This window comes from Bradyrhizobium sp. USDA 4532 (assembly GCF_024171315.1).
In the GTDB taxonomy this organism is placed as follows: domain Bacteria; phylum Pseudomonadota; class Alphaproteobacteria; order Rhizobiales; family Xanthobacteraceae; genus Bradyrhizobium; species Bradyrhizobium australafricanum.
In genome coordinates, this window is record NZ_JALJZN010000001.1 from 2,871,522 (window position 1) to 2,890,752 (window position 19,231).

Annotated in this window: 24 protein-coding genes; 11 read left to right on the forward strand and 13 right to left on the reverse strand. The window is 63.0% G+C overall.

Annotation, left to right across the window (positions count from 1 at the left end; genetic code table 11):
- Positions 1-6: 6 nt before the first annotated feature.
- Positions 7-1,191 (reverse strand): polysaccharide biosynthesis/export family protein, encoded by a 1,185-nt coding sequence (locus J2R76_RS13770; RefSeq protein WP_194295410.1) that lies wholly within the window; start codon positions 1,189-1,191, stop codon positions 7-9.
- A gap of 221 nt (positions 1,192-1,412) precedes the next feature.
- Between J2R76_RS13770 and J2R76_RS13775 the strand changes: the two genes are divergently transcribed.
- The 5 genes from J2R76_RS13775 (at position 1,413) to J2R76_RS13795 (ending at position 4,876) form a co-directional block, all read left to right on the forward strand.
- The gene (locus J2R76_RS13775; RefSeq protein ID WP_143271189.1) at positions 1,413-1,721 is read left to right on the forward strand and encodes a hypothetical protein; all 309 of its coding nucleotides are present in this window, start codon (positions 1,413-1,415) and stop codon (positions 1,719-1,721) included.
- Between the two features lie 104 nt (positions 1,722-1,825).
- Positions 1,826-2,110, forward strand: a complete 285-nt coding sequence (locus J2R76_RS13780) for a hypothetical protein (protein WP_143271187.1) — start codon at positions 1,826-1,828, stop codon at positions 2,108-2,110.
- Positions 2,111-2,219: 109 nt separating this feature from the next.
- The gene (locus J2R76_RS13785) at positions 2,220-3,503 is read left to right on the forward strand and encodes a hypothetical protein (protein WP_076833209.1); all 1,284 of its coding nucleotides are present in this window, start codon (positions 2,220-2,222) and stop codon (positions 3,501-3,503) included.
- Between the two features lie 7 nt (positions 3,504-3,510).
- A complete protein-coding gene (locus J2R76_RS13790) occupies positions 3,511-4,287 on the forward strand; it encodes a metallophosphoesterase family protein (protein WP_083715177.1) in 777 nt (258 codons plus the stop codon).
- A gap of 4 nt (positions 4,288-4,291) precedes the next feature.
- Entirely contained in the window at positions 4,292-4,876 is a 585-nt protein-coding gene (locus J2R76_RS13795) for a hypothetical protein (RefSeq protein ID WP_057020211.1), read from the forward strand.
- Positions 4,877-4,905: 29 nt separating this feature from the next.
- Here the strand turns inward: J2R76_RS13795 and J2R76_RS13800 are convergent, their stop codons facing one another.
- Positions 4,906-6,324, reverse strand: a complete 1,419-nt coding sequence (locus J2R76_RS13800) for an undecaprenyl-phosphate glucose phosphotransferase (protein WP_244558964.1) — start codon at positions 6,322-6,324, stop codon at positions 4,906-4,908.
- A 119-nt stretch (positions 6,325-6,443) separates the two neighbouring features.
- Between J2R76_RS13800 and J2R76_RS13805 the strand changes: the two genes are divergently transcribed.
- Complete coding sequence (locus tag J2R76_RS13805) at positions 6,444-6,749, forward strand: hypothetical protein (protein ID WP_016841787.1); 306 nt, start codon at positions 6,444-6,446, stop codon at positions 6,747-6,749.
- Between the two features lie 13 nt (positions 6,750-6,762).
- On the opposite strand, the gene J2R76_RS13810 is transcribed toward J2R76_RS13805, so the two are convergent.
- On the reverse strand, positions 6,763-7,137 hold the full coding sequence (locus J2R76_RS13810) for a helix-turn-helix domain-containing protein (protein ID WP_018270679.1): 375 nt from the start codon (positions 7,135-7,137) through the stop codon (positions 6,763-6,765).
- A gap of 667 nt (positions 7,138-7,804) precedes the next feature.
- Between J2R76_RS13810 and J2R76_RS13815 the strand changes: the two genes are divergently transcribed.
- A complete protein-coding gene (locus tag J2R76_RS13815; RefSeq protein WP_028331611.1) occupies positions 7,805-7,993 on the forward strand; it encodes a hypothetical protein in 189 nt (62 codons plus the stop codon).
- A gap of 186 nt (positions 7,994-8,179) precedes the next feature.
- Here J2R76_RS13815 and J2R76_RS13820 read toward each other — a convergent pair whose 3' ends face one another.
- The 8 genes from J2R76_RS13820 to J2R76_RS13855 all read right to left on the reverse strand — a co-directional run bounded on the left by J2R76_RS13820 (position 8,180) and on the right by J2R76_RS13855 (position 12,721).
- Positions 8,180-8,389 carry a hypothetical protein gene (locus tag J2R76_RS13820; protein ID WP_016841790.1) on the reverse strand — a complete coding sequence of 70 codons (210 nt, stop codon included), beginning with the start codon at positions 8,387-8,389 and terminating at the stop codon, positions 8,180-8,182.
- A 765-nt stretch (positions 8,390-9,154) separates the two neighbouring features.
- Positions 9,155-9,412, reverse strand: a complete 258-nt coding sequence (locus tag J2R76_RS13825) for a hypothetical protein (protein WP_225641843.1) — start codon at positions 9,410-9,412, stop codon at positions 9,155-9,157.
- A gap of 181 nt (positions 9,413-9,593) precedes the next feature.
- Positions 9,594-10,622 (reverse strand): NAD-dependent epimerase, encoded by a 1,029-nt coding sequence (locus J2R76_RS13830; protein ID WP_141342556.1) that lies wholly within the window; start codon positions 10,620-10,622, stop codon positions 9,594-9,596.
- Between the two features lie 94 nt (positions 10,623-10,716).
- Positions 10,717-11,133: a hypothetical protein gene (locus J2R76_RS13835; RefSeq protein ID WP_057020208.1), complete on the reverse strand. Its 417-nt coding sequence runs from the start codon at positions 11,131-11,133 to the stop codon at positions 10,717-10,719.
- A 55-nt stretch (positions 11,134-11,188) separates the two neighbouring features.
- Positions 11,189-11,467, reverse strand: a complete 279-nt coding sequence (locus J2R76_RS13840) for a hypothetical protein (RefSeq protein ID WP_057020207.1) — start codon at positions 11,465-11,467, stop codon at positions 11,189-11,191.
- A gap of 168 nt (positions 11,468-11,635) precedes the next feature.
- On the reverse strand, positions 11,636-11,833 hold the full coding sequence (locus J2R76_RS13845; RefSeq protein WP_076833203.1) for a hypothetical protein: 198 nt from the start codon (positions 11,831-11,833) through the stop codon (positions 11,636-11,638).
- A 161-nt stretch (positions 11,834-11,994) separates the two neighbouring features.
- Entirely contained in the window at positions 11,995-12,153 is a 159-nt protein-coding gene (locus tag J2R76_RS13850; RefSeq protein ID WP_168856472.1) for a hypothetical protein, read from the reverse strand.
- 415 nt (positions 12,154-12,568) lie between these two features.
- Positions 12,569-12,721 carry a hypothetical protein gene (locus J2R76_RS13855; protein WP_016841798.1) on the reverse strand — a complete coding sequence of 51 codons (153 nt, stop codon included), beginning with the start codon at positions 12,719-12,721 and terminating at the stop codon, positions 12,569-12,571.
- 264 nt (positions 12,722-12,985) lie between these two features.
- Between J2R76_RS13855 and J2R76_RS13860 the strand changes: the two genes are divergently transcribed.
- The gene (locus J2R76_RS13860) at positions 12,986-13,963 is read left to right on the forward strand and encodes a Ku protein (RefSeq protein WP_057020206.1); all 978 of its coding nucleotides are present in this window, start codon (positions 12,986-12,988) and stop codon (positions 13,961-13,963) included.
- Between the two features lie 54 nt (positions 13,964-14,017).
- Complete coding sequence (locus J2R76_RS13865) at positions 14,018-14,245, forward strand: hypothetical protein (RefSeq protein WP_076833200.1); 228 nt, start codon at positions 14,018-14,020, stop codon at positions 14,243-14,245.
- Positions 14,246-14,275: 30 nt separating this feature from the next.
- Here the strand turns inward: J2R76_RS13865 and J2R76_RS13870 are convergent, their stop codons facing one another.
- Positions 14,276-14,440: a Flp family type IVb pilin gene (locus J2R76_RS13870; RefSeq protein ID WP_016841801.1), complete on the reverse strand. Its 165-nt coding sequence runs from the start codon at positions 14,438-14,440 to the stop codon at positions 14,276-14,278.
- A 423-nt stretch (positions 14,441-14,863) separates the two neighbouring features.
- Here J2R76_RS13870 and J2R76_RS13875 point away from each other — a divergent pair, with 423 nt between their 5' ends.
- Positions 14,864-16,498 (forward strand): thiamine pyrophosphate-requiring protein, encoded by a 1,635-nt coding sequence (locus J2R76_RS13875; protein WP_057020205.1) that lies wholly within the window; start codon positions 14,864-14,866, stop codon positions 16,496-16,498.
- An 83-nt stretch (positions 16,499-16,581) separates the two neighbouring features.
- Positions 16,582-17,796, forward strand: coding sequence for an NAD(P)/FAD-dependent oxidoreductase (locus J2R76_RS13880; protein WP_076833198.1), 1,215 nt, complete (start codon positions 16,582-16,584; stop codon positions 17,794-17,796).
- Between the two features lie 178 nt (positions 17,797-17,974).
- On the opposite strand, the gene J2R76_RS13885 is transcribed toward J2R76_RS13880, so the two are convergent.
- Positions 17,975-19,219 (reverse strand): ABC transporter substrate-binding protein, encoded by a 1,245-nt coding sequence (locus tag J2R76_RS13885; protein ID WP_076833195.1) that lies wholly within the window; start codon positions 19,217-19,219, stop codon positions 17,975-17,977.
- Positions 19,220-19,231 lie beyond the last annotated feature (12 nt).

The following is a 19,231-nucleotide window of genomic DNA, read 5'->3' on the forward strand; positions in this document are numbered from 1 at the left end:
CCAATATCAGGGCGCAAGCTTGATCGAATTACGAAGTAAGGTTGCGTTGTAGGCGGCCACGATCGGATCATTCGCCGTTGCGGTCACGAGGCGGATCTGCTGCATCACCTTGGCGTCCTCGACGGATGCCGCGTTCGACGCATAGAGCACGTCCTTGTTGCGCAACTGGAAACGCGTGGCCAGGAAATAGCCGGCCGGATCGCGGAAATTGATGTTGTAGACGACCGGGATGATCGGCCCTGAATATTTGCTGACGTCGACGCCAAGCTTGGCGGCCACTTCCGGCAGTTCGCCGCGATAGACGAACACCGAGGCCGGATCGGCCGAGGAGTCGTTCAGGCCGCCCGCCTTGGCAACGGCTTCGGCGAGCGAGATGCGCCAGGCCTCGAAATTGAACTGGCCCTGCGCGCCCGACGCGCCGAAGGCGACGAAGGTTTGCGGCTCGCGGTAGACATAAATGGTGTCGCCGGGATGGGCGTAGATATTGCTCTTGGGCTCGTAGACCAGCTGGCCGAACGGCACCGTAGTACGTTTGCCGTCGCGCTCAAGCATGACCCATGTGTCAAAACCCTGCCCTTTCGGGCCGCCGGCGCGCGTGATCGCGTCAAGCACGTGCTCACCCGCGGCATTGGCGGGGAAGCGGTTCGGCGAATTGACCTCGCCGAGCACGGAGATCAGCGAGGTGCGCTGCTCGATCAGGGCGACCACGGCCTGCGGCTCGATCGCGCGATTCTTCAACGCATCGACGATCGAGCGCTGCACTTCGGTCGGTGTGCGGTTCTTGGCGCGGATCGCGCCGGCATAGGGCACCGAGATATTGCCGTCGGTATCGACGTTCTGGTTCGGCAGCGTGATGTAGTTGCCGGGACGCACGCCGGCCTCGACCGGAATGAACAGGCCGCCGGCGGCGGCCTCGAAGATCGTGACGCTGACGACGTCGCCGATGCCGAAGCGGATGTCCTTCGGCGGCGGGCCCTGGATGCCACCGGCGAGTTGCGGCGCGAACGACGCCAGCACGTTCTCGATCTGCGGTGTGATCTTGACCATCGCATAGGGCAGGCTTTCAGGATCGCGCTGCCCGGCCACGACATCGGAGCTCGTCGGACCGTTGGTCGGCATGTAATGGCAACCGCTGACCCAACAGGCGGCCGCAAGCAATAACATCACCCGAATGAAAATCGCACGCGACATCTAAATACTCCGGCCGTGCCGTAACACGCCGACTATCACAATCACAAGTTTCCGCGATATATTGCGATGCAATTGATAAATAATGTTAGCGAGGTGAGGCAATTCGGCGACACCGGCGCACCGCCGTGAGACAAAGCCCCGCGCGCCGTCACTCCGGCTTTGCTTTCGTCCGATCTCCCCGTTATCTGTGAATGAGATGGTTTGAGTTAACCGAGGGTTCGATGGCCCGCAGGAAGCTACCCGCGATCGCGTTGGGAATGGTCGCCTTGCCGCTGATAGGCGCCCTCGGCGGCTCCGGGGTTTTCGCCGCAGAACTAAGCGTTTCCCCGGCCCCGCGCGCCGTGCAACGGGTCAGCGGCAATTGTCAGCGGCTGCAATATTGTCATGGCGACGTCTGCCAGTGGAAACGGGTTTGCTGGCACGGCTGTCCCGATCGCTACTCCTGCGCGCCGCTCTACGGCGCCTATGGACCGTTTGGCGGCCGCGATTATTGGGCTGCCTATAGTTACGGCGATCTGCGCCCGTTCTGAATGTTAATCGACTAACAAAACCACAGGCCATCGAGCTCGGCCAGCACCGCGCCGGCCCGCTGGCGACGCGCGGGTTAACCCCGGCTTAGGCCCGGCCCGATACCATGCGGGCGCAGGGTTTGATTATGTTATTTGTTTTCCTTGGCAATTTGATCGGCGGCACCGTTCTCGGGCTGCGCCAGCACTGTCTGGTGCTGGCGCCGGTGGCGCTCGCGGAACTCGCGCTGTTGGCCGCCATCGGAGTCGGGCGCCTGTCGTGGTCGGAAACCGCGCTGCTCATGATCGCTGCGATCGTAGCGCTGCAAATCGGATATCTGGCAGGCGCCTTCGCGCCGCTGTTCTGGTCTCGCACCTCGACGCCACGTCTCGCCCTGCGCCGTTCGCAATAGCAGGGCATGACACTGCCCGCTTTGGCGTGGCCGATTTCCGTTGACCTCGCGGCAAGCCCGGGGCATCCCGCTGCCTTGCGTCTCATCCTCTGCAGGACCTCCCCCTCTCGTGTGGAACGTCACGGCCTTCATCTGCATCTTGATCGGGGCGTCGATTCCGCTCGGTCTCATCGACGCATCGCTCGCGACGGGTGCCGTCGGCGCGGCGACGTCGCTAGGGCTGCTCGCAAGCCTGCTGGCGATCCGTCCAGGTGAGCTGTCGTTCCTGAAGTCGGTCGCCGGTCCCGCTGTTGCGGCGGCGCTTCTGCCGGTGCTCTGGATCGTCCTGCAGATGTTTCCGCTGGCGGCCCTGGCGCATCCGGTGTGGAAGTTCGCCGGCGAAACGCTGGGAGCACAGCTCAGCGGCAGCATCACGATCGACACCGGCGCAAGCTTCGGCGCGCTGCTGATCTGGCTGTCACTCATGTCAGCCATGATCACCGCCGCCGCTGTCGCGATCGACGCCCGCCGCGCCGATATGGTGGCCCGCACCGTTGCAGCAACCGCGGCCGTCGCGGCCCTGATCCTGCTGCTATCAAGCGATCCGGTCAAAGTCTGGTCTGGCGCTGCACGCGATGAGACGGCAAACGGATTCCTGGTCGTCGTTCTCGTTGGCGTTCCGCTCGGCCTTGCGCGCGCGCTCGACGTCGGCGGACACGCCGATGGCCGCACCGCCGCCCAATTGAGACGGCTGCGCTGGCTGCTCGCTGCCGGCGCGCTGCTCTGCGCCGCCAGCGCCTGCTGGGTTGGGCGGCGCGGCGCCGCGATCGCGATCGCCGCGGGCATCGCCCTCGTCCTGATGACCTTCGCCGCGCGGAAACTTCATCTGCACCGCAGGAGCAGCGCTGCTGCGGCGACAGCGATCGCGCTGATCGCCCTGGCGACGGCGATCGGCAATCGTCATCCCGACGTGCCGCTTGCGGTCGCCTTTGTTCATGCACCGTCCGAGTTCGTGCAATCGACCCACAATCTGCTCGCCGACCTGCCCGCGCTCGGCAGCGGCGCCGGCACCACGGCAACGCTGGCGTCGACCTATATGGACTGGCAGGGCGCCACCACGCGCCCCGTGATTGCGACCAGCGCCGCGGCCTTGATCGCGCAATTCGGTTCCGCCATGTTCTGGACTTTAGTCGCGGCTATCATCGTCTGCATCGCAGCGTTCACGGCCGGTGCGCGCAATCGCGGCCGCGACTGGTCCTACCCTGCATCGGCCGCAGCCGTCCTGCTGACGCTGCTGCTTGCTGGCTTCACCTTGCCGGAATTGCCGGCGCTGCCCGGAGTGATCGTGTTGGGAGCCGTGATCGGAACAGGACTGGCACAGCGGATCAGCCGTTCACGGTCGCAGGCGGGCTAGACGCCAGATGCGCAGCTTCCTCCAGCGTCTTGTCGGCCAGACCGGCGATCTCGAACATGAGGGCGGCGAGACCTGCATCTACGCCGTCGGCGATATCCACGGTCATGCCGACCTGCTGCACGAGATCTGCGCCTGCATCGATGCCGACATCCGTCGGTTCCGGCCGGCGCGACCGATCCAAGTGTTCCTCGGCGACTATATCGATCGCGGACCGGATTCGCGCGATGTTATCGCCATGCTCGAACAACGCCGCCGCACCCGCAGCATGGTCTGCCTGCTCGGCAATCACGAGGCCTGCCTGCTGGAATTTCTCGTCAATCCCGACATGCTCGCGCAATGGCGGCAGTTTGGCGGCTTGCAAACGCTGATGTCCTACGGCCTGACGCCCTCGCCCAATCCCGACGCTTCCGAACGCAGGGCGCTCGCCCGGCAATTGATCCGCCAGATGCCGCCGGTCCATCTCGCCTTCCTGCGCTCGCTGCCGCTCTGTTATGTGCACAAACGCTATTTCTTCGTCCATGCCGGCGTCAGGCCCGGCATCGCGCTCAACCAGCAGCGCAAGGAGGATCTGCTCTGGATCCGCGACGACTTCCTGATCTCGGAAGATGATTTCGGCAAGGTCGTGGTCCACGGCCATACGCCGGTGCATGAGGCCGAGCTGCTGCGCAACCGCATCAATGTCGACACCGGTGCCTATGCGACCGGCCGCCTGACCTGCGTCAAACTCGAGGGAGCACGGCGAACCTTGCTGATGACCCGCAACCGGGCCGCGCGCCATGGCTAATGCGATGGCTGACGCGATCGGCCGGAATGCGAGGCGTCTCTCGCCGGCCTTCGTGCCGGCCGCCGCTGCGATCGGCGCGGCGACGCTGGCCTTGTCGGCTTGGTGGCTTGCCGCCGATGCATTGCGCGCCAAACCGGCGATCGCCGCAGAGGTCGGCATGGTCAGAGGCGAGCTGTGGCTGCGCGACGGCTGGAGCCAATTGCAGACGTCACCGGAGGCGGCCGAAGCCGCGTTCACGCGGGCGCTTCGCCTCTCGCCGATGGACGCCGGCGCCTGGTTCGGCCTCGCCTCGGCAACCGGACGGTTCGACTGGCTGAACCCGACCGCGTCGAAGGCGCTCAAGATGTCCTACTATACTGGCTTCAACCGCAGCGATCTGATCGCGCCGCGCCTGATCCTCCTGGCGCAAGTCGACACCACGCGCGATGTCGAATTGGTCGACCTGCTGCAGCGGCAGATCCGCCTGATCCTCACGCGGGCGCCGGAACTGAAGGGCGCGATCGGGCAGGCCTATCGCGTGGCTGGCGACGCCAACCGGCGCATCATCGAGGCGGAGTTCAAGGACGCCAACCAGAGCATTCCGCAGTAACGCGCGCCTGGCGCCCAGATGCCCAGCCGTCAGATACCCTTGTGACGCAACACCGCGCCGACCGTGCGCAGCAGGATGCGCAGGTCGAGCACGAAGCTCCAGCTCTTGATGTAGATGAGGTCATGCGCCACCCGCAGCTGCATGTCCTCGATCGCCGGCGTCGCGCCGCGCAGCCCTTGCACCTGCGCGAGACCGGTGATGCCGGGCTTGACGTGCTGGCGCTCTGCATAGCTCGCGATCAGCTTCGAATATTTGTCGTCATGCGCCAGCGCGTGCGGCCGCGGCCCGACCAGCGACATGTCGCCGCGCAGTACGTTCACCAGCTGCGGCAATTCGTCGATGCTGCGGCGGCGCAGGGTCGCGCCGATCCCGGTCAGCCGCGGATCGTTCGGGCGGGCCTGCGTGATGATAGCGCCATCCTCGAGCACGTGCATCGAGCGGAATTTGAGAATGGTGAATTGCTTGCCGTCGAAGCCGTTGCGGCGCTGCCGGAACAGGACCGGTCCCCTGGAGTCGAGCTTGATCGCAATCGCCGTTCCGATCAGCAGCGGCGCGAACAGCACCAGGAGGCCGCTGGACGCCACGATGTCGAACAGTCGCTTGCCGGCGCGCTCGAGCGAAGTAAGCGGCGAGCGCTGCATTTCCAGCGTCGGGATCGGGCCGGTCGCCACCATTCGCAGTGCCAGGAACCGCTCCGCGGTCCGGTCCGGCAGCAGCCGCACCGGCAGCGGCGATGCCCGCAGCTGATCGCACACGAACTGGATGCGCGGCTCCTGCTGCCAGGGCATGGCCAGGATGATCTCGTCGGCGCCGCACTCGCGGGCTGCAAGAATGGCCGACGCGACGGCGGTCCGGTCGCCGGCGTCGTCGGACGATCCGGAGAGCTGGACCCGTCGCACCTCGCTGAGGCCGAAATCGCGCAGCAGGCTCGCTTGCCGCACCCGGGACAATTCGTCCGCCATCCCGACCACGACCGCGCGCCGCGTTGCCAGCATGCCGCGGTCGATCGCGCGTTGCAGCGGCGCCTGCAGCAGCATCCGTCCGCCGACCAGCCCGAGGCCGCCGATCAGGCCAAATGACAGCACCGACCCGCGCGAGACGCCGGAACCCACCTTCAAAAGGAAGATGATCAGGGTCATCAGCAGAACGACCAGCAGCCATCCGCCGAGCAGGCTGCTCCAGCGCCGGTCGAGACCGGCCAGCACCTGCGCATTGTAAAGGCCCTGCGACTTCGCCACGAACATGTGAAGGATGGCGGCGAGGACCCCGATCCCTAGAAAACCCTCGAAGCTGTTGCTATAAACCGTGTGGTAGTAAAAGAGGTGATAGGCCGCGCCGCCGACGATGCTGGACAGCACGACGATTATCATCTCGAACGCGATGGCAAACGCCTCGAGGGAGGCGAAAGCGAACGAGAAGGCGCCGAAGTTAACCGGTACCTTCGCCAATCGAGCGTCCGAAAGGTCGGTCATCGGGAATTAACATTCGTGTTAACAATTCATATGTGTATTATCAGGCGGGTCGTGAGCTCGCAAGAGCTGCTGCGGATATCGGATAGAGAGCGCGCATGAGTTCATCGGCTGGCGAAACCGAGGCCGCGCTGGTGGCCCTCCTCCACCTCATCCGCCTGATGGGCGCCGAGCTCGTCGCGGGCCAGCACCGCGACGACGTCGAGGTGCTGGTCAAGGCGATCGAGACAAAGCTGCGCGCGGCCCGCTTCCCGGCCGACATGCCGAATCAGGACATCGTCAGGGGCCTGGACCTTGCGCAGGCCAGACTGCGTCCGATCTTCGAAGAGCTGCGCGCAAGGTCGGAGAAGGCACATCTGAGCGACCAGCTGCTGCTGGCTCCCAGGCCTTCACGCATCCACTAACGGATAGCTTACGTCAGCTTTGGGCTTCACCACGGCGGGGCAAGCCGCTCCCGCCGCCGGACCTGAGCGCAAGCTTTTCCTCGATCTTCATTTTCTCGAGCAGCAAGTCGGTCACGATCCGGCGCAGCCGTTCATTTTCCAGCCGTAATTCATCAATACGGTTATGGACAGGGGGGATCCCATCTCTATCATCGGTGCGAGCGGCGAATTCGGTAACAGTACCATTCGCCTGGTGGCCGCGTGCGGCCTCCTGCTTGCGCCAGCGATGAAACGTCATCACGCTAACGCCCAGCACCTTGCACGCTTGGGCCTGGGACTGCCCCCGCGCCATGAGTTCCTCGGCCTGTTTGACCTTGGAACTGATCTCCTCAGTAGAATGACGCCTCATTGGTCATCTCATTGCCCCCTAGATTAGCAATCATCGCATGGCCTATAAGCTATGTAAATGCAACAGGAAATTCAAATTGAGGGTTTCCCGGGGGCCTTTCGGGAGCCTCGAACTTGCCGGTCGGCAGCAACACATAGTGCGAAGAAACGCCGAAGCTGCAAGGTATTGAGCGGAATATACGGGGAATATTCCTCCGCTGAAAGGGCCCGATAAAAAAAGTTATACGACTTTCTGTGTATGAGAGTTTGATCGGGATAACTGGCGCACTGTTTGCATTCTCAAACGGGAAGCAAATGAGAATATTCAATCGGTCTCTCGACAGATTGTGAGTGCGCCATGCCTCGCCGCGATAATCGCCCCACCGGTCAAGCGCAACTTTCACAAATTTCTAACAAATTAATCCCGCGAGTTTCGCGTCCGGCCGCTTGCGGGCATACACGCCCAGCAGTAGTTACTAGGATGTTAGGTGTCACGAGGGTTTCAACATATTTGAGGATTATTTTCACGAAACCTAACGCTCATATCTCGATCCACGAATTATCAATTAAGCGCTTTCCCACCCGAGGCCATCAGGCGGAACCACGTCCGCCCGATAATCCGCGAACCATTCTGTGCTGACGCTTGTCAGAGCCAGCCTCTGATCAACATTTTTGCGAGGATCGACACCATGGCGCGTCTCAAGGTCTTCGAGGGGAACCAACCCGCGTCAAGCGAGGCGGCCGACATCCTGGAACGCCTCGTCGCGGAGAATTGCGAGCTCCGGCATACCGCGGTCGAACTGGTCTTGCAGAATTGGATCCTGCGCGAGCGTCTGTCCGATGTCGGGGCACGCAAGTCCGTGCCGCTGGAGCACTGACCGCCCCCACCCTCACGACCGCGATTATCCGCAGCAACGTCCGCCAGCTCGCCTAAACGAGCATCGGGCCAGCGCATCATTCAATTTAGAATTGAAATGTCCGCAACTGCAGGCGCGCGAGCATGCTCGCCGGATTGGCGAGGATGTGGCCGCATATTCTGCCGATGAGAAAGAGGCTGACGGACTTCAGCTGTGAACCCGGCGCAGCGCGACGCGCGGAGTGTTCTGCTCTCGAGACATGCCGAACGAACGCGACGAGCCCGGGCGTTCCTGGATTTCACGTAACTCAGCGATATCAAGCATCAGCGCAACGACTTCGTTGCGCAGCGATTGATTGGTCGCGAGCAACGCCTCTTCGATCGGCTGATGCAAATGTTGAACTTTGTGCTGCTTCATGGCGCGCCCTCGCTCTGCGGTTAAGGGTATGAGCGATGTGATTGAAGTTTCGATGACAGGGTTATTCCGCGCACATGGAAGGCGGTTAATGGGGCAGGTTTGCGACCAACATGGCTCCGAGTTAAATTTTCTCAATCAGGTTCCACAACCTGATCGCGAAGCGCCCGATCGGCGGCCTTTGATGTGTCGTACAGATGAGTTGGCAGCGGCAGCTATGAGGCGCGCGGCTGGACAACGCGGCTCAATGTGGGTCGGAAGCTCTACCAAGCGCATGATATTGCTTGGTGATCATTGATGGCTGCCAAGTCGTTCAACCGAACGTGCATTGTCCGGCTATCACAATGTCGCCGTGTTACAGCGATCGCGCTTCAAGGGACGCGCTCAGGTGCACACAAGATATTCCACCAAAGCTGCTCCGTAGACGCAAAATCTGCTGCTGCCACGTCCATCAAGGATCGCAGAGTGTTTCGACCGGTTGCGAATATTGAAGCGGCTGACGGTGTCCTGAAGCGCTCGAGCAATCCAGCGAAATGAATTCAACGCTGAACATCGGACCAACGCGATTTCGCCTCCGCCGGACCCAACCGCGCTAACGCTATTCTAATTAAAATGAGCGGGACCGAAGCGTCCGGCTTGAACAGTGGGAGTGAACGCCTTTCGCGCGCCTGTCGCTGCATTCGCACGCTTGCACAGTCCCCACGAACAGCAGCGACAGCGAAGATTCGCCATAAGCATCGCTAATTCGCCCCGCGTCGCGATCGCGCGCTATTTCGATTTAGGAGGCGTATCGTCGTCCATCTTGCCACCATTGGCGACGCACTTGTTGAAATAGTCCCGCTGGGCTTTGGCGCCTCCCCGCGCGCTCCCGGAAGCGGGATTGCCGGGCTGTAGCGGCGGAAATGCCTTCGCGACCAAGGCATCGCAGGCGCGCGCCACCTGCACGTCGATCGCATGCGCGGGAACCATTGCGCTGGAGATCATGATCACGGCTGAGGCGATCGCAAAACCCGAGATAACTCGCATTGCCACACTCCGTTCCAAACTGAATCAGTTTTTTTCTCGAGCCCGGACTCGCAATGAGCGCACTAAAGCATGATCCGGAGAAGTGCGAAGCGGTCTTCCGTCGCAACAAAACGCGGATCGCGTTTGCGCGAAGATCAAGCTCTGACTGCGAGCTGAAACACGACGACGCTTCTCGCGGCGCCTAGGTCCGATCGACGTCGTGATAGGCCCGATACCAGGCGACAAACCTGGCAATGCCATCCTCGATCCGCGTCTGCGGGCGGAAGCCGATTTCACGCTCCAGGTCGGAGACGTCGGCCGACGTCTCCAGTACATCTCCCGGTTGCATCGGCATCAACTGCTTTTCGGCCTGCCGCCCCAAGCCCTGCTCGAGCAGCGCCACCACATGCATCAGTTCTTCCGGCCTGCTGTTGCCGATATTGTAGACCCGCCACGGCGCCCGGCTCGAGCCCGGATCGGGATGCGCTCCCGACCAGTTGACGTCGCCTTCCGGCGCGCGGCCGATCAACCGCACCATCGCCTCAACCACGTCGTCGACATAGGTGAAGTCGCGCCGCATGTTGCCGTTGTTGAACAGCTGGATCGGCTTGCCCTTGGTGATCGCGTCGGCGAACGCATAGAGCGCCATGTCCGGCCGATACCACGTCCCATACACGGTGAAAAACCGCAGCCCGGTTGCCGGTACGCGATACAGATGGCTATAGGAATGGGCGATCAACTCGTTGGCCTTCTTGGTCGCGGCGTACAGGCTGACCGGATGGTCGACATTGTCGTGGACCGAAAACGGCAATTTGGTGTTGGCGCCATAGACCGACGATGAGGACGCAAACAACAGGTGCTTGCACGCGGTGTGTCGGCAGCCCTCGAGGACGTTGAGGAAGCCCTCCAGATTGGAATCCGCATAGGCGTGGGGGTTCTGCAGGGAATAGCGCACGCCGGCCTGCGCGGCGAGATGCACCACGACCTCGAAGCGATAACGCTCGAACAGCGCCTTCATGCCGGCTCGGTCGGCGAGGTCGAGCTCCACGAAGGTGAAGCCACGGTGCTGCTTGAGCAGATCGAGGCGCGCGCGCTTGAGCGCCGGGTCGTAATAGTCGTTCAGATTGTCGAGGCCGATGACCGGCTGCCCTGCCCGCAGCAGATGCTCCGCCAGATGGAAGCCGATGAAGCCGGCGCAGCCCGTGACGAGTAGATTGCCTGCGATCACCACGTCTTGCCCGTGCCTTTCGCCTTGCGCCGGACCATTCGAATAAGCCGTTACACGCGGCAGCCGCAGCTGTCTTCGCGTTGCGCGCCGCCAGGCGTCAGTTGCTGGCGGCCGGAGGCTTGTAGTCTGGAAAGCGGCTCAGGACCGCGGCCTTCATGAACTTGAAGTGCGCAATCTCGGTCGCCAATTCCTTCAGCCGGCGCTGGCCGTTGGAGATCTCGGCGTCAAACAGGTCTTGATGATAGTTGTCAAGCGCCTCGCGTTCCAGATATTCGTCAGTGCCGTTGCCGAGAGTCACCGCGGCACGGGCCAGAACATCATCGACGCGGCGGCCAAGACCGGATTGCTCGCTTTCGGCCGCCTGCAACGCGGCCTCGATCGCGGCCATGATCGATCCGATCCGGGCGCGATCGGTCTCGGCATCGCGCTCGGCCGAGCGTGCCTTGAAACCTTCCTCGCCGCGCCGCGATTTGATCAGGTCCTGCGCGCGAGACCGCAAAAACAGCTGAAACATCTGTCAGTATCCGGCTCGGGCCCATTGAGGCAGCACAGGTCAAAATCGCCCGGTCTTAGTTAAAAAAGGGTGAATTGCCCTCGTGCCCGGCCCTCAGGTCGGCTTTCCACTTGATCCAGGCCTTGTCGTGCTTGTCATAGAGCTCGAGCCACCGTCCCTCACCGGCTGACGGCACCAGGCCCGTCCCGTTATCGTGCCCGTCCGCCAGTCCCGGCAGCGAGGAGTCCAGGTCCTCGAACTCCGACGTCTCCTCAAGCGTCAGCCCGACCAGCACACGCTTGCCACTGACATCGACGACATACCGCCTTGGCGAATGCCCCCTGAGATCACTCATGACGTGAAAGTTCCCTTGCGATCCGCGGGGCTGGCGACGAGATCAGGGGCACGCTGGCATGCAACCAACCCGCCTGCCCAACGGACGCCGACATGATGACCGATTGCATGTTGCCAGCCAACCCCAACTCACCGCACACCGTCGCGCTACCTCGATCGAACTACTCCGCTAGAACGCGCGACGCATGTGGCCGAACGCACTGACCGGCTGTTCCCGCCTCGCCGATTTCGCGGCTGATGGCGCCACATACGGTGCATAGATCCGATATTGCGCGCGGCGCTTGTGCGACCGCCACGAGCGCGCGGCGAAACCGGAGAAGAAGCCTGCGACGAACACCGCCGCGAGAATCAGAGCAGGAGAAACCATCACAACCGTCCACGTTCGCCCCGATGTTATTAACATTCGAAGTTGTGACGACATCATGATTGGACGCGCCGAAAGATTGTTCAGCCGCTGGAATTTTTGTGCAATCGAACGACGCATCAATGATCAGGCGTCGACAATAATTGTTCTCGCGAGAGAACGTCTCAGGAGAACCACCAGAGCATGAATTTCAGGAACATCGAGCTGAGAAGATAAATCCACCCCGCCATCGCCAGCACCGTCAGTCCGACGAAGACACCTGAAACGCTTTTCTCCTTGAAGCGCGCCAGCAACGAGTTTTTTTCTTCTTGCGAATAGAACATCTCAGGCTCAAGGCGTAACTGATTCAAATCAGCTAGCAGTCAATTTCGATGATCTCGTGACGCGTCGCAGCAGCCATTCGCATCGCGCATCACAGATCACTGCTGCAAAACGCCGCCAGGCCGCACGCCATCGCGCAGTGGAAATTCCGTTCGACACGATCAGGAATTTTACGTCGGCGATCGCGGCGGCCCGCGCGCCGGAATTTCCCTTCGGATCCTCGCCCGATCGACGTCACATACGTCGATCAAGACGGTCGTGCAGCTTGACCAGGCGATGTGGCCGGCATGCAGGATAGCCGCGCGCCGGAGGCCGGCGCGACCGAACGGATTCTTCCCGGGAGCAATCTGCCCGCTTCGCCCTGCCTCTCAGTTTAACAATCAAGTCCTCGCACGCGGTCAACCAATGATAATCGCCTCACACGCGGAAAAAGGCGAACCAGACAATGCCGAGGATCAGGACGGCCAGCCCTGTCGAGGCCGTGAGCAGCGCGAGAACCGAAGGTCCAGGCTCGGCCTGCCGCGCCTCGGTCGGGGTTTCGACGATTTGGCCGTGTCGTTCCGTTGCCATGGCAACCTCTTTGCTTAAGTGCCTGTAATTCCGGCGTTTGCCGCGCCCCTTCGACAGCCAACGCGTGATCGGGAGCGATGTTCCGAGAGCGTTGACGGCTGGGCCGACGGCAGTCCCGCCCGCCGCGTCAAACGGGCGCAGCGCGAGGACACGGTTAACGCCGTTGCGAGATTCACCGGGCCGTGTTGTTTCAAACTGGGGTTCCCGGTGTTATCCTTGACCGTTCCGTCGGTTGCGTAATCGGAGTTTCCCTGGAGTTTCCCCATGGCCCCTCGCGCCAATTGGAAGGGCTTTTTGCGCCTTTCGCTCGTGACTTGCCCGGTTGCCCTGTACCCGGCGACATCGGATACCGAAAAGGTCTCCTTCAACCAGATCAACCGTAAGACCGGCCACCGGATCAAATACGCCAAGGTCGACGCGGAGACCGGCGAGGAAGTCTCCACCGAAGACATCATGAAGGGCTACAAGGTCGACACCGACACCTATATCGAGGTCACCAAGGAAGAGCTCGACGACATCGCGCTGGATTCGACCCGCACCATCGAGATCGACGAATTCGTGCCGCGCAGCGAGATCGACAGCCGCTATCTGATCCGCCCCTACTACCTCGTTCCCGACGGCAAGGTCGGCCACGACGCCTTTGCGGTGATCCGCGAGACCATCCGCAGCCTGAACAAGGTCGCGATCGGCCGCGTGGTGTTGACCAATCGCGAGCACATCATCGCGCTCGAGCCGCTCGACAACGGGCTGATGGGCACACTGTTGCGCTACCCGTATGAAGTGCGCAGCGAGAAGGAGTATTTCGACGACATCCAGGATGTGAAGATCACCAAGGACATGCTCGATCTCGCCAGGCACATCGTCGAGCAGAAGTCCGCCGACTTCGATCCGGAGGAGTTCGAGGACCGCTACGAGCAGGCGCTGATCGACCTGATCAACCAGAAGCGCAACGGCATCAAGGTCGCCAAGCCCGCGGCGAAGACCAGCGGCAACGTCATCAACCTGATGGACGCGCTGAAGAAGAGCCTTGCCAACGAGAAGCAGGCCGCGCCCGCCAAGGCCGAGGCAAAGGCCGCGAAGGGCAAGAAGCCGAAGAAGCGCATCGAGGGCCAGCGCGAAATGCTGCTGCCGATCTCGGGCAGCGGCAAGCGCGAGCCCAAGGAGGCCGCCAAACCCGAGCCGAAGAAGGCCGAGAAGACAACGCGCGCCCAGGGCACCGCGGCGCGCAAGAAGGCAGGCTAGCGCAGCGACCGCAAGATGAGCCCGGTCCACAGCGCCTGAGATGTTCCGGTCGAGATGCCCTGGTCGACGCCGTTTGACGAACCGATCGCGCTGCATCACGGCGGCACACTGGTGACGCTGCAGCACGCCGCCGACTACATCATGAAGCTATCGGAAGACACCCAGCAGGAAACGCGCTGGCAGATCGCGGTCGAGCATCTGATCAATGCGGCGGAACAAGGCGCCGGCTGGTTGATGTTCGCGCGCATCGCGATGCTGCGCGCGTTGAACGGGGACGACTGAATCCGGAAAATGCCGAGCTGCCGGCAGGGCTTACTTGAATGCCGAGCTGACGGCATTGAATTGGCCGCTCACGCTGGTGCCGATGCCCCTGACGCCGGCGACGATCACGATGCTGATGCCTCCGGCGATGATGGCGTATTCAATGGCCGTCGCCCCGACCTCATCACGCAGAAACCTTGCCATCAACGCGCGCATGAAAAGCTCCTGTCCGACGCTCGCGGCTTTTTCTCCCGCGCCGTAGTAATATGCCGGCCAAACTAGGCCACATTGGTTGACGGCCCATTGAGGGAAAGGATGAACGGTCGCTTAAAAGTTGCAGCGAATTTCCGTGCTAGTTCTGCCTGCATCGGGTTGCCGCCGGGCGAGGCACTTGGCCGCGGCCGGAGCGCTTTCCAGCGAAGTGGACACCGGCTCGCGCAAAGAAACGCGTCAAAACAAGTATCTAGAGCTCCGTTCTGATCCTGTCTGACCGGAAACAGCTCCAGTCGTAAACGCATATCAGAACTACCTGATCCGGCCCCGGCCGCGCTTTACCGGTGCCGCGGAATCCTGTTCCTTTATCGGACAGGCGACAACGAGGCCGGAACGAACCGGCCGCATGCAAAGGGAGTGACCGTCATGAAGCTCGGCACCGCGATCGCGGAAATCATGAAGCGCGAGGGGATCGAGATCCTCACGGGCTACCCGGTCAACCACCTGATCGAATACGCCGCCAATGCCGACATCCGCCCGGTGATGGTGCGCCAGGAGCGCATCGGCGTGCACATGGCGGACGCGATCTCCCGCGTCACCTCGGGCGAGAAGATCGGCGCCTTCTGCATGCAGCACGGCCCCGGCGCGGAGAACGCGATGGGCGGCGTCGCGCAGTGCTACGGCGAATCCGTGCCCGTCCTGGTGCTGCCGATGGGCTATGCGCGTCGGCTGGCGAATATCGACCCGAACTTCAATTCCAGCCAGGCGATGAAGGCGTTTTCAAAATCGTCGGAGCCGATCAACATCGCAGCCGAGGTCTGCAACATCTTTCGGCGGGCGTTTACAAAATTGAAGAACGGCCGCGGCGGGCCGGTCATCGTCGAAATCCCCGCCGACATGTGGAACGAGGAGGTGCCGGAGCCTTTGAACTACACGCCGGTGCTGCGCACCCGCTACGGCGCCGACCCCGTCCATGTGAAGGAAGCAGCCGCCCTGCTCGTTGGCGCCAAGCGTCCGGTGATCTATGCCGGCCAGGGCGTGCATTATGCAAAGGCCTGGCCGCAGCTGAAGCGCCTCGCCGAACGGCTCGCGATCCCGGTCACCACCAGCCTCGGCGGCAAGTCGTCCTTCCCCGAGACGCACCCGCTCTCGCTCGGCTCCGGCGGCCTCGCGGTGCCGCGCGCGGTGCCGAAATTTCTTTCCGAAGCCGACGTGATCTTCGGCATCGGCTGCTCCTTCACCGAGACGTCATTCGGCATCGCGATGCCGAATGGCAAGACCATCATCCATTCGACGCTCGATCCGAACCACATCAACAAGGATGTCGAGGCCAAGGTCGGTTTGGTCGGCGACGCCGGCCTGGTGCTCGACGCGCTGCTGGAGGAGATCGGTAAGACCGTGACCTCGGACCGCAACGCAAGTGCGGTCGCCGAGGAGATTGCCGCTTCCCACAAGGAGTGGCTCGCCAAGTGGATGCCGAAGCTGACGCACAACGACGCGCCGCTCAATCCCTACCGCGTGCTGTGGGACCTGCAGCACACCGTCGACATCCACAACACCATCATCACCCACGACGCCGGCAGCCCGCGCGACCAGCTCTCGCCGTTCTGGAAGTCCGTCGAGCCGCTGTCCTATATCGGCTGGGGCAAGACCACGCAGCTCGGCTACGGCCTTGGTCTCGCGATGGGCGCCAAGCTCGCCAAGCCGGACAAGCTCTGCATCAATGTCTGGGGCGACGCCGCGATCGGCTTCACGGGGATGGACTTCGAGACCGCGGTGCGCGAGCGGATTCCGATCATGTCGATCCTGCTCAACAATTTCTCGATGGCGATCGAATTGAAGGTGATGCCGATCTCGACCGAGAAATACCGCTCGACCGACATCTCCGGCGATTACGCCGCGATGGCCCGCGCCTTCGGCGGCTACGGCGAACGGGTGACCAAGCCCGAGGACATCATCCCCGCGATCAAGCGCGGCATCCAGAAGACCAAGGAAGGCGTGCCGGTGCTGCTGGAATTCATCACCAGCAAGGAGACCGAGGTGTCGCGGCCGGGGACGTGACGGCACCTCACACGCCGCTCTGCCACTTGATTTGACCGCGCCAGCGCAGGCAAGCTCCCTCCGGTGCAACTTCGGAGGGAGAGATGGCGCGCATCCTGGTGCTGGGGGCCGGCTTTGCCGGGCTATGGGCCGCGCTCGGCGCAGCCCGCAAGCGCGACGAGATCGGTGCACGGGCAGCGGACACCGAGATCCTGGTCGTCGATCGCAACGCCTATCACAACATCCGGGTGCGCAATTACGAGGTCGATCTCGGCGATGTCGCGCTGCCGCTCAAGGACCTGCTCGATCCGGTTGGCGTCGGCCACATGGTGGCCGAGGTCGCGGCGATCGATTCGGCGACGCGCGCGGTCACGATCAAGACCAGCGCGGGCGCGGAGGTTGTGAGCTACGACCGGCTGGTGCTAACCACCGGCAGTGAGCTGGTCCGCCCCGCCATTTCGGGCCTTGCCGCCCACGGCTTCGATGTCGACACGTATGAGGCAGCGATGCGGCTCGACGCGCATCTAGCGGCGCTCGGCAACGAGCCGCCCTCAGAAGCACGCGCGAGCATCGCGGTCGTCGGCGCAGGGTTCACCGGGATCGAGGTCGCGACCGAGATGCCGGCCAAGCTGGCGCACGCCGGCATCACCGGCGATCATCGGGTCATCCTGATCGATCCCAATCCCGTCGTCGGCGCGACCTTCGGCGCGCATGGCCGCCCGGTCATCAACGAGGCGCTGGCCACGCTCGGCGTCGAGACGCGGCTGAACGTCCGGGTCAGTGCCGTCGGCGCCGACAGCATCACGCTCGATAGCGGCGAGATCATTCCGACCAAAACCGTGGTGTGGTGCGCCGGCATGCGCGCCAGCCCCCTCGCCGCCTCGCTGCCGGCCAGGCGCGACGCGCTCGGCCGCATCAAAGTCGACCACACCATGCGCGTCGAAGGCCTTGCGGACGTCTTCGCCGCCGGCGACGTCGCCGCCTGCCTGATCGACGGCGAGCACCCGACCGTGATGTCGTGCCAGTTCGCGCGGCCGATGGGCCGCTTCGCCGGCCACAATGTGGTGGCGGACCTGTTTGGCGAGAAGTTGCTGCCGCTCAATATCGACTGGTATGTGACCGTGCTCGATCTCGGCGCCTGGGGTGCGCTCTACACCACCGGCTGGGACCGCGAGGTGCACACCACAGGCGCCGCCGCCAAGCTCACCAAGCAGACCATCAACCAGCAGCGCATCTATCCGCCACGCAACGGCGACCGCGCCGCGCTGCTCGCGGCGGCCGCGCCGACGATCCAGACGGCGCCGCCGACGCGCAAGTAGTTTGGGACTCACATTCGCCGATCGTCATTGCGAGCCACCCGGTCGGCGCGAAGCGCCGCCGGATGACAGGCTCCGCGAAACAATCCACCCCGGGATAGATGGATTGCTTCGTCGCTACAGCGCAAAATGGCTTCGCAATTTTGTCGCGAGCTCCTCGCAATGACGGCGCGTACGCCTGCTACTGCGACAGCTTCACGAAGTTCGGAAACTTCATCTGGCCCTCGGCGATCGCCTTCGGCCAGACCGTGATCTGCTTGCCGCCCTGCCACTGGAACACGAGGCCGGTCACCGCGCCCGGACCGGACTTGATGCCGTGGGTGAACTCGTCGTTCTTGCCGTAGAACTGGATCTTGCCGATCGTGCCCTCGAAGTCGGTCTTCTCGAGCTCGGTCACCATCTTGTCCGGATCGGTCGAGCCGGCGCGCTGGATTGCCTCGGCGATGATGTAGACCTCGTCATAGGCGGTGTAGCCGGTATAGGCCGGCGGCGTGCCGAACTTGGCCTTGAACGCCGCCGCGAACGGCTTGGTCTTCGGCGTGACGGCAACATCAGGAGTCGCCACCGCGAGCGAGGGCACGCCCTCGGCCGCGCCGTTGGTATCGCCCCAGAAGGTCGGGCTCAGCGCCTGCGCGCTGATGCCGAACATCGGGATCGGCACCTGCTGGTTCTTCCACTGCACGGTCGGCTGCACGCCGACATGGGAGATGCCGGTGACGATCACGTCGGGCTTGGCGGCTTCCATCTTGTTGAAGATCGGCGTGAAGTCGGTGGTGTCGGGCGAGAAGCGAATGTGCTCGACCACCTTCAGGCCCGCTTTCGGCAGGCAGGCCTCGTAGCCGACGTCGAGCGGCTTGGTCCAGGCCGCGTCCTCGCTCATGATCGCGACCGACTTGAACTTGAGCTGGTCGACCAACAGCTCCTTGGCCGCGTCGCAGACCAGCTGCGCCTGCGCGGCCGAGGTCAGGTAGCCGTGGAAGGTGTACTTGTTCTTCTCATAGTCGTTGTGCACCGCCTTGGTGATCTCGTTCGAGGCGGCGCCGGGCGTGATCAGCGGCATCTTCAGCCGCGCAGCCCACGGCTCGAGCGCCAGCACGACCTCGCTGATGTAACTCGCGATCACGGCCGAAACCTTGTCCTCGCTCACCGCGCGCTGGAAGGCGCGCACCGAGTCCGCCGACGAGCTCTTGTTGTCGTAGGTGACGATCTCGATCTTGCGGCCCATCACGCCGCCCTTGGCGTTGATCTCGTCGGCTGCGATCTGCGCGCCGCCCGGCGTCGCCGCGCCCGCGATCGACTGCACTTCGGCAATGATACCGATCTTGATCGGGTCCTTGGACTGCGCATAGGCCGGTGCCGCGAGGCAGAGCGCGAGCGCCGAGGCCAACAGGCTCACGCGGGTCGCGGTTGAATATGCTGTCATCATGATCTCCCTTGC

Coding starts and splice junctions, on each gene's coding strand:
- J2R76_RS13870 (WP_016841801.1), bottom strand. CDS start 14,440: ATGCGCGCGTTGATGGCAAGGTTTCTGCGTGATGAGGTCGGGGCGACG.
- J2R76_RS13815 (WP_028331611.1), top strand. CDS start 7,805: ATGGCGCGTCTCAAGGTCTTCGAGGGGAACCAACCCGCGTCAAGCGAG.
- J2R76_RS13795 (WP_057020211.1), top strand. CDS start 4,292: ATGGCTGACGCGATCGGCCGGAATGCGAGGCGTCTCTCGCCGGCCTTC.
- J2R76_RS13805 (WP_016841787.1), top strand. CDS start 6,444: ATGAGTTCATCGGCTGGCGAAACCGAGGCCGCGCTGGTGGCCCTCCTC.
- J2R76_RS13780 (WP_143271187.1), top strand. CDS start 1,826: ATGCGGGCGCAGGGTTTGATTATGTTATTTGTTTTCCTTGGCAATTTG.
- J2R76_RS13860 (WP_057020206.1), top strand. CDS start 12,986: ATGGCCCCTCGCGCCAATTGGAAGGGCTTTTTGCGCCTTTCGCTCGTG.
- J2R76_RS13825 (WP_225641843.1), bottom strand. CDS start 9,412: ATGCGAGTTATCTCGGGTTTTGCGATCGCCTCAGCCGTGATCATGATC.
- J2R76_RS13835 (WP_057020208.1), bottom strand. CDS start 11,133: ATGTTTCAGCTGTTTTTGCGGTCTCGCGCGCAGGACCTGATCAAATCG.
- J2R76_RS13865 (WP_076833200.1), top strand. CDS start 14,018: ATGCCCTGGTCGACGCCGTTTGACGAACCGATCGCGCTGCATCACGGC.
- J2R76_RS13820 (WP_016841790.1), bottom strand. CDS start 8,389: ATGAAGCAGCACAAAGTTCAACATTTGCATCAGCCGATCGAAGAGGCG.
- J2R76_RS13880 (WP_076833198.1), top strand. CDS start 16,582: ATGGCGCGCATCCTGGTGCTGGGGGCCGGCTTTGCCGGGCTATGGGCC.
- J2R76_RS13845 (WP_076833203.1), bottom strand. CDS start 11,833: ATGGTTTCTCCTGCTCTGATTCTCGCGGCGGTGTTCGTCGCAGGCTTC.
- J2R76_RS13855 (WP_016841798.1), bottom strand. CDS start 12,721: ATGGCAACGGAACGACACGGCCAAATCGTCGAAACCCCGACCGAGGCG.
- J2R76_RS13850 (WP_168856472.1), bottom strand. CDS start 12,153: ATGTTCTATTCGCAAGAAGAAAAAAACTCGTTGCTGGCGCGCTTCAAG.
- J2R76_RS13790 (WP_083715177.1), top strand. CDS start 3,511: ATGCGCAGCTTCCTCCAGCGTCTTGTCGGCCAGACCGGCGATCTCGAA.
- J2R76_RS13775 (WP_143271189.1), top strand. CDS start 1,413: ATGGCCCGCAGGAAGCTACCCGCGATCGCGTTGGGAATGGTCGCCTTG.
- J2R76_RS13885 (WP_076833195.1), bottom strand. CDS start 19,219: ATGATGACAGCATATTCAACCGCGACCCGCGTGAGCCTGTTGGCCTCG.
- J2R76_RS13810 (WP_018270679.1), bottom strand. CDS start 7,137: ATGAGGCGTCATTCTACTGAGGAGATCAGTTCCAAGGTCAAACAGGCC.
- J2R76_RS13840 (WP_057020207.1), bottom strand. CDS start 11,467: ATGAGTGATCTCAGGGGGCATTCGCCAAGGCGGTATGTCGTCGATGTC.
- J2R76_RS13770 (WP_194295410.1), bottom strand. CDS start 1,191: ATGTCGCGTGCGATTTTCATTCGGGTGATGTTATTGCTTGCGGCCGCC.
- J2R76_RS13875 (WP_057020205.1), top strand. CDS start 14,864: ATGAAGCTCGGCACCGCGATCGCGGAAATCATGAAGCGCGAGGGGATC.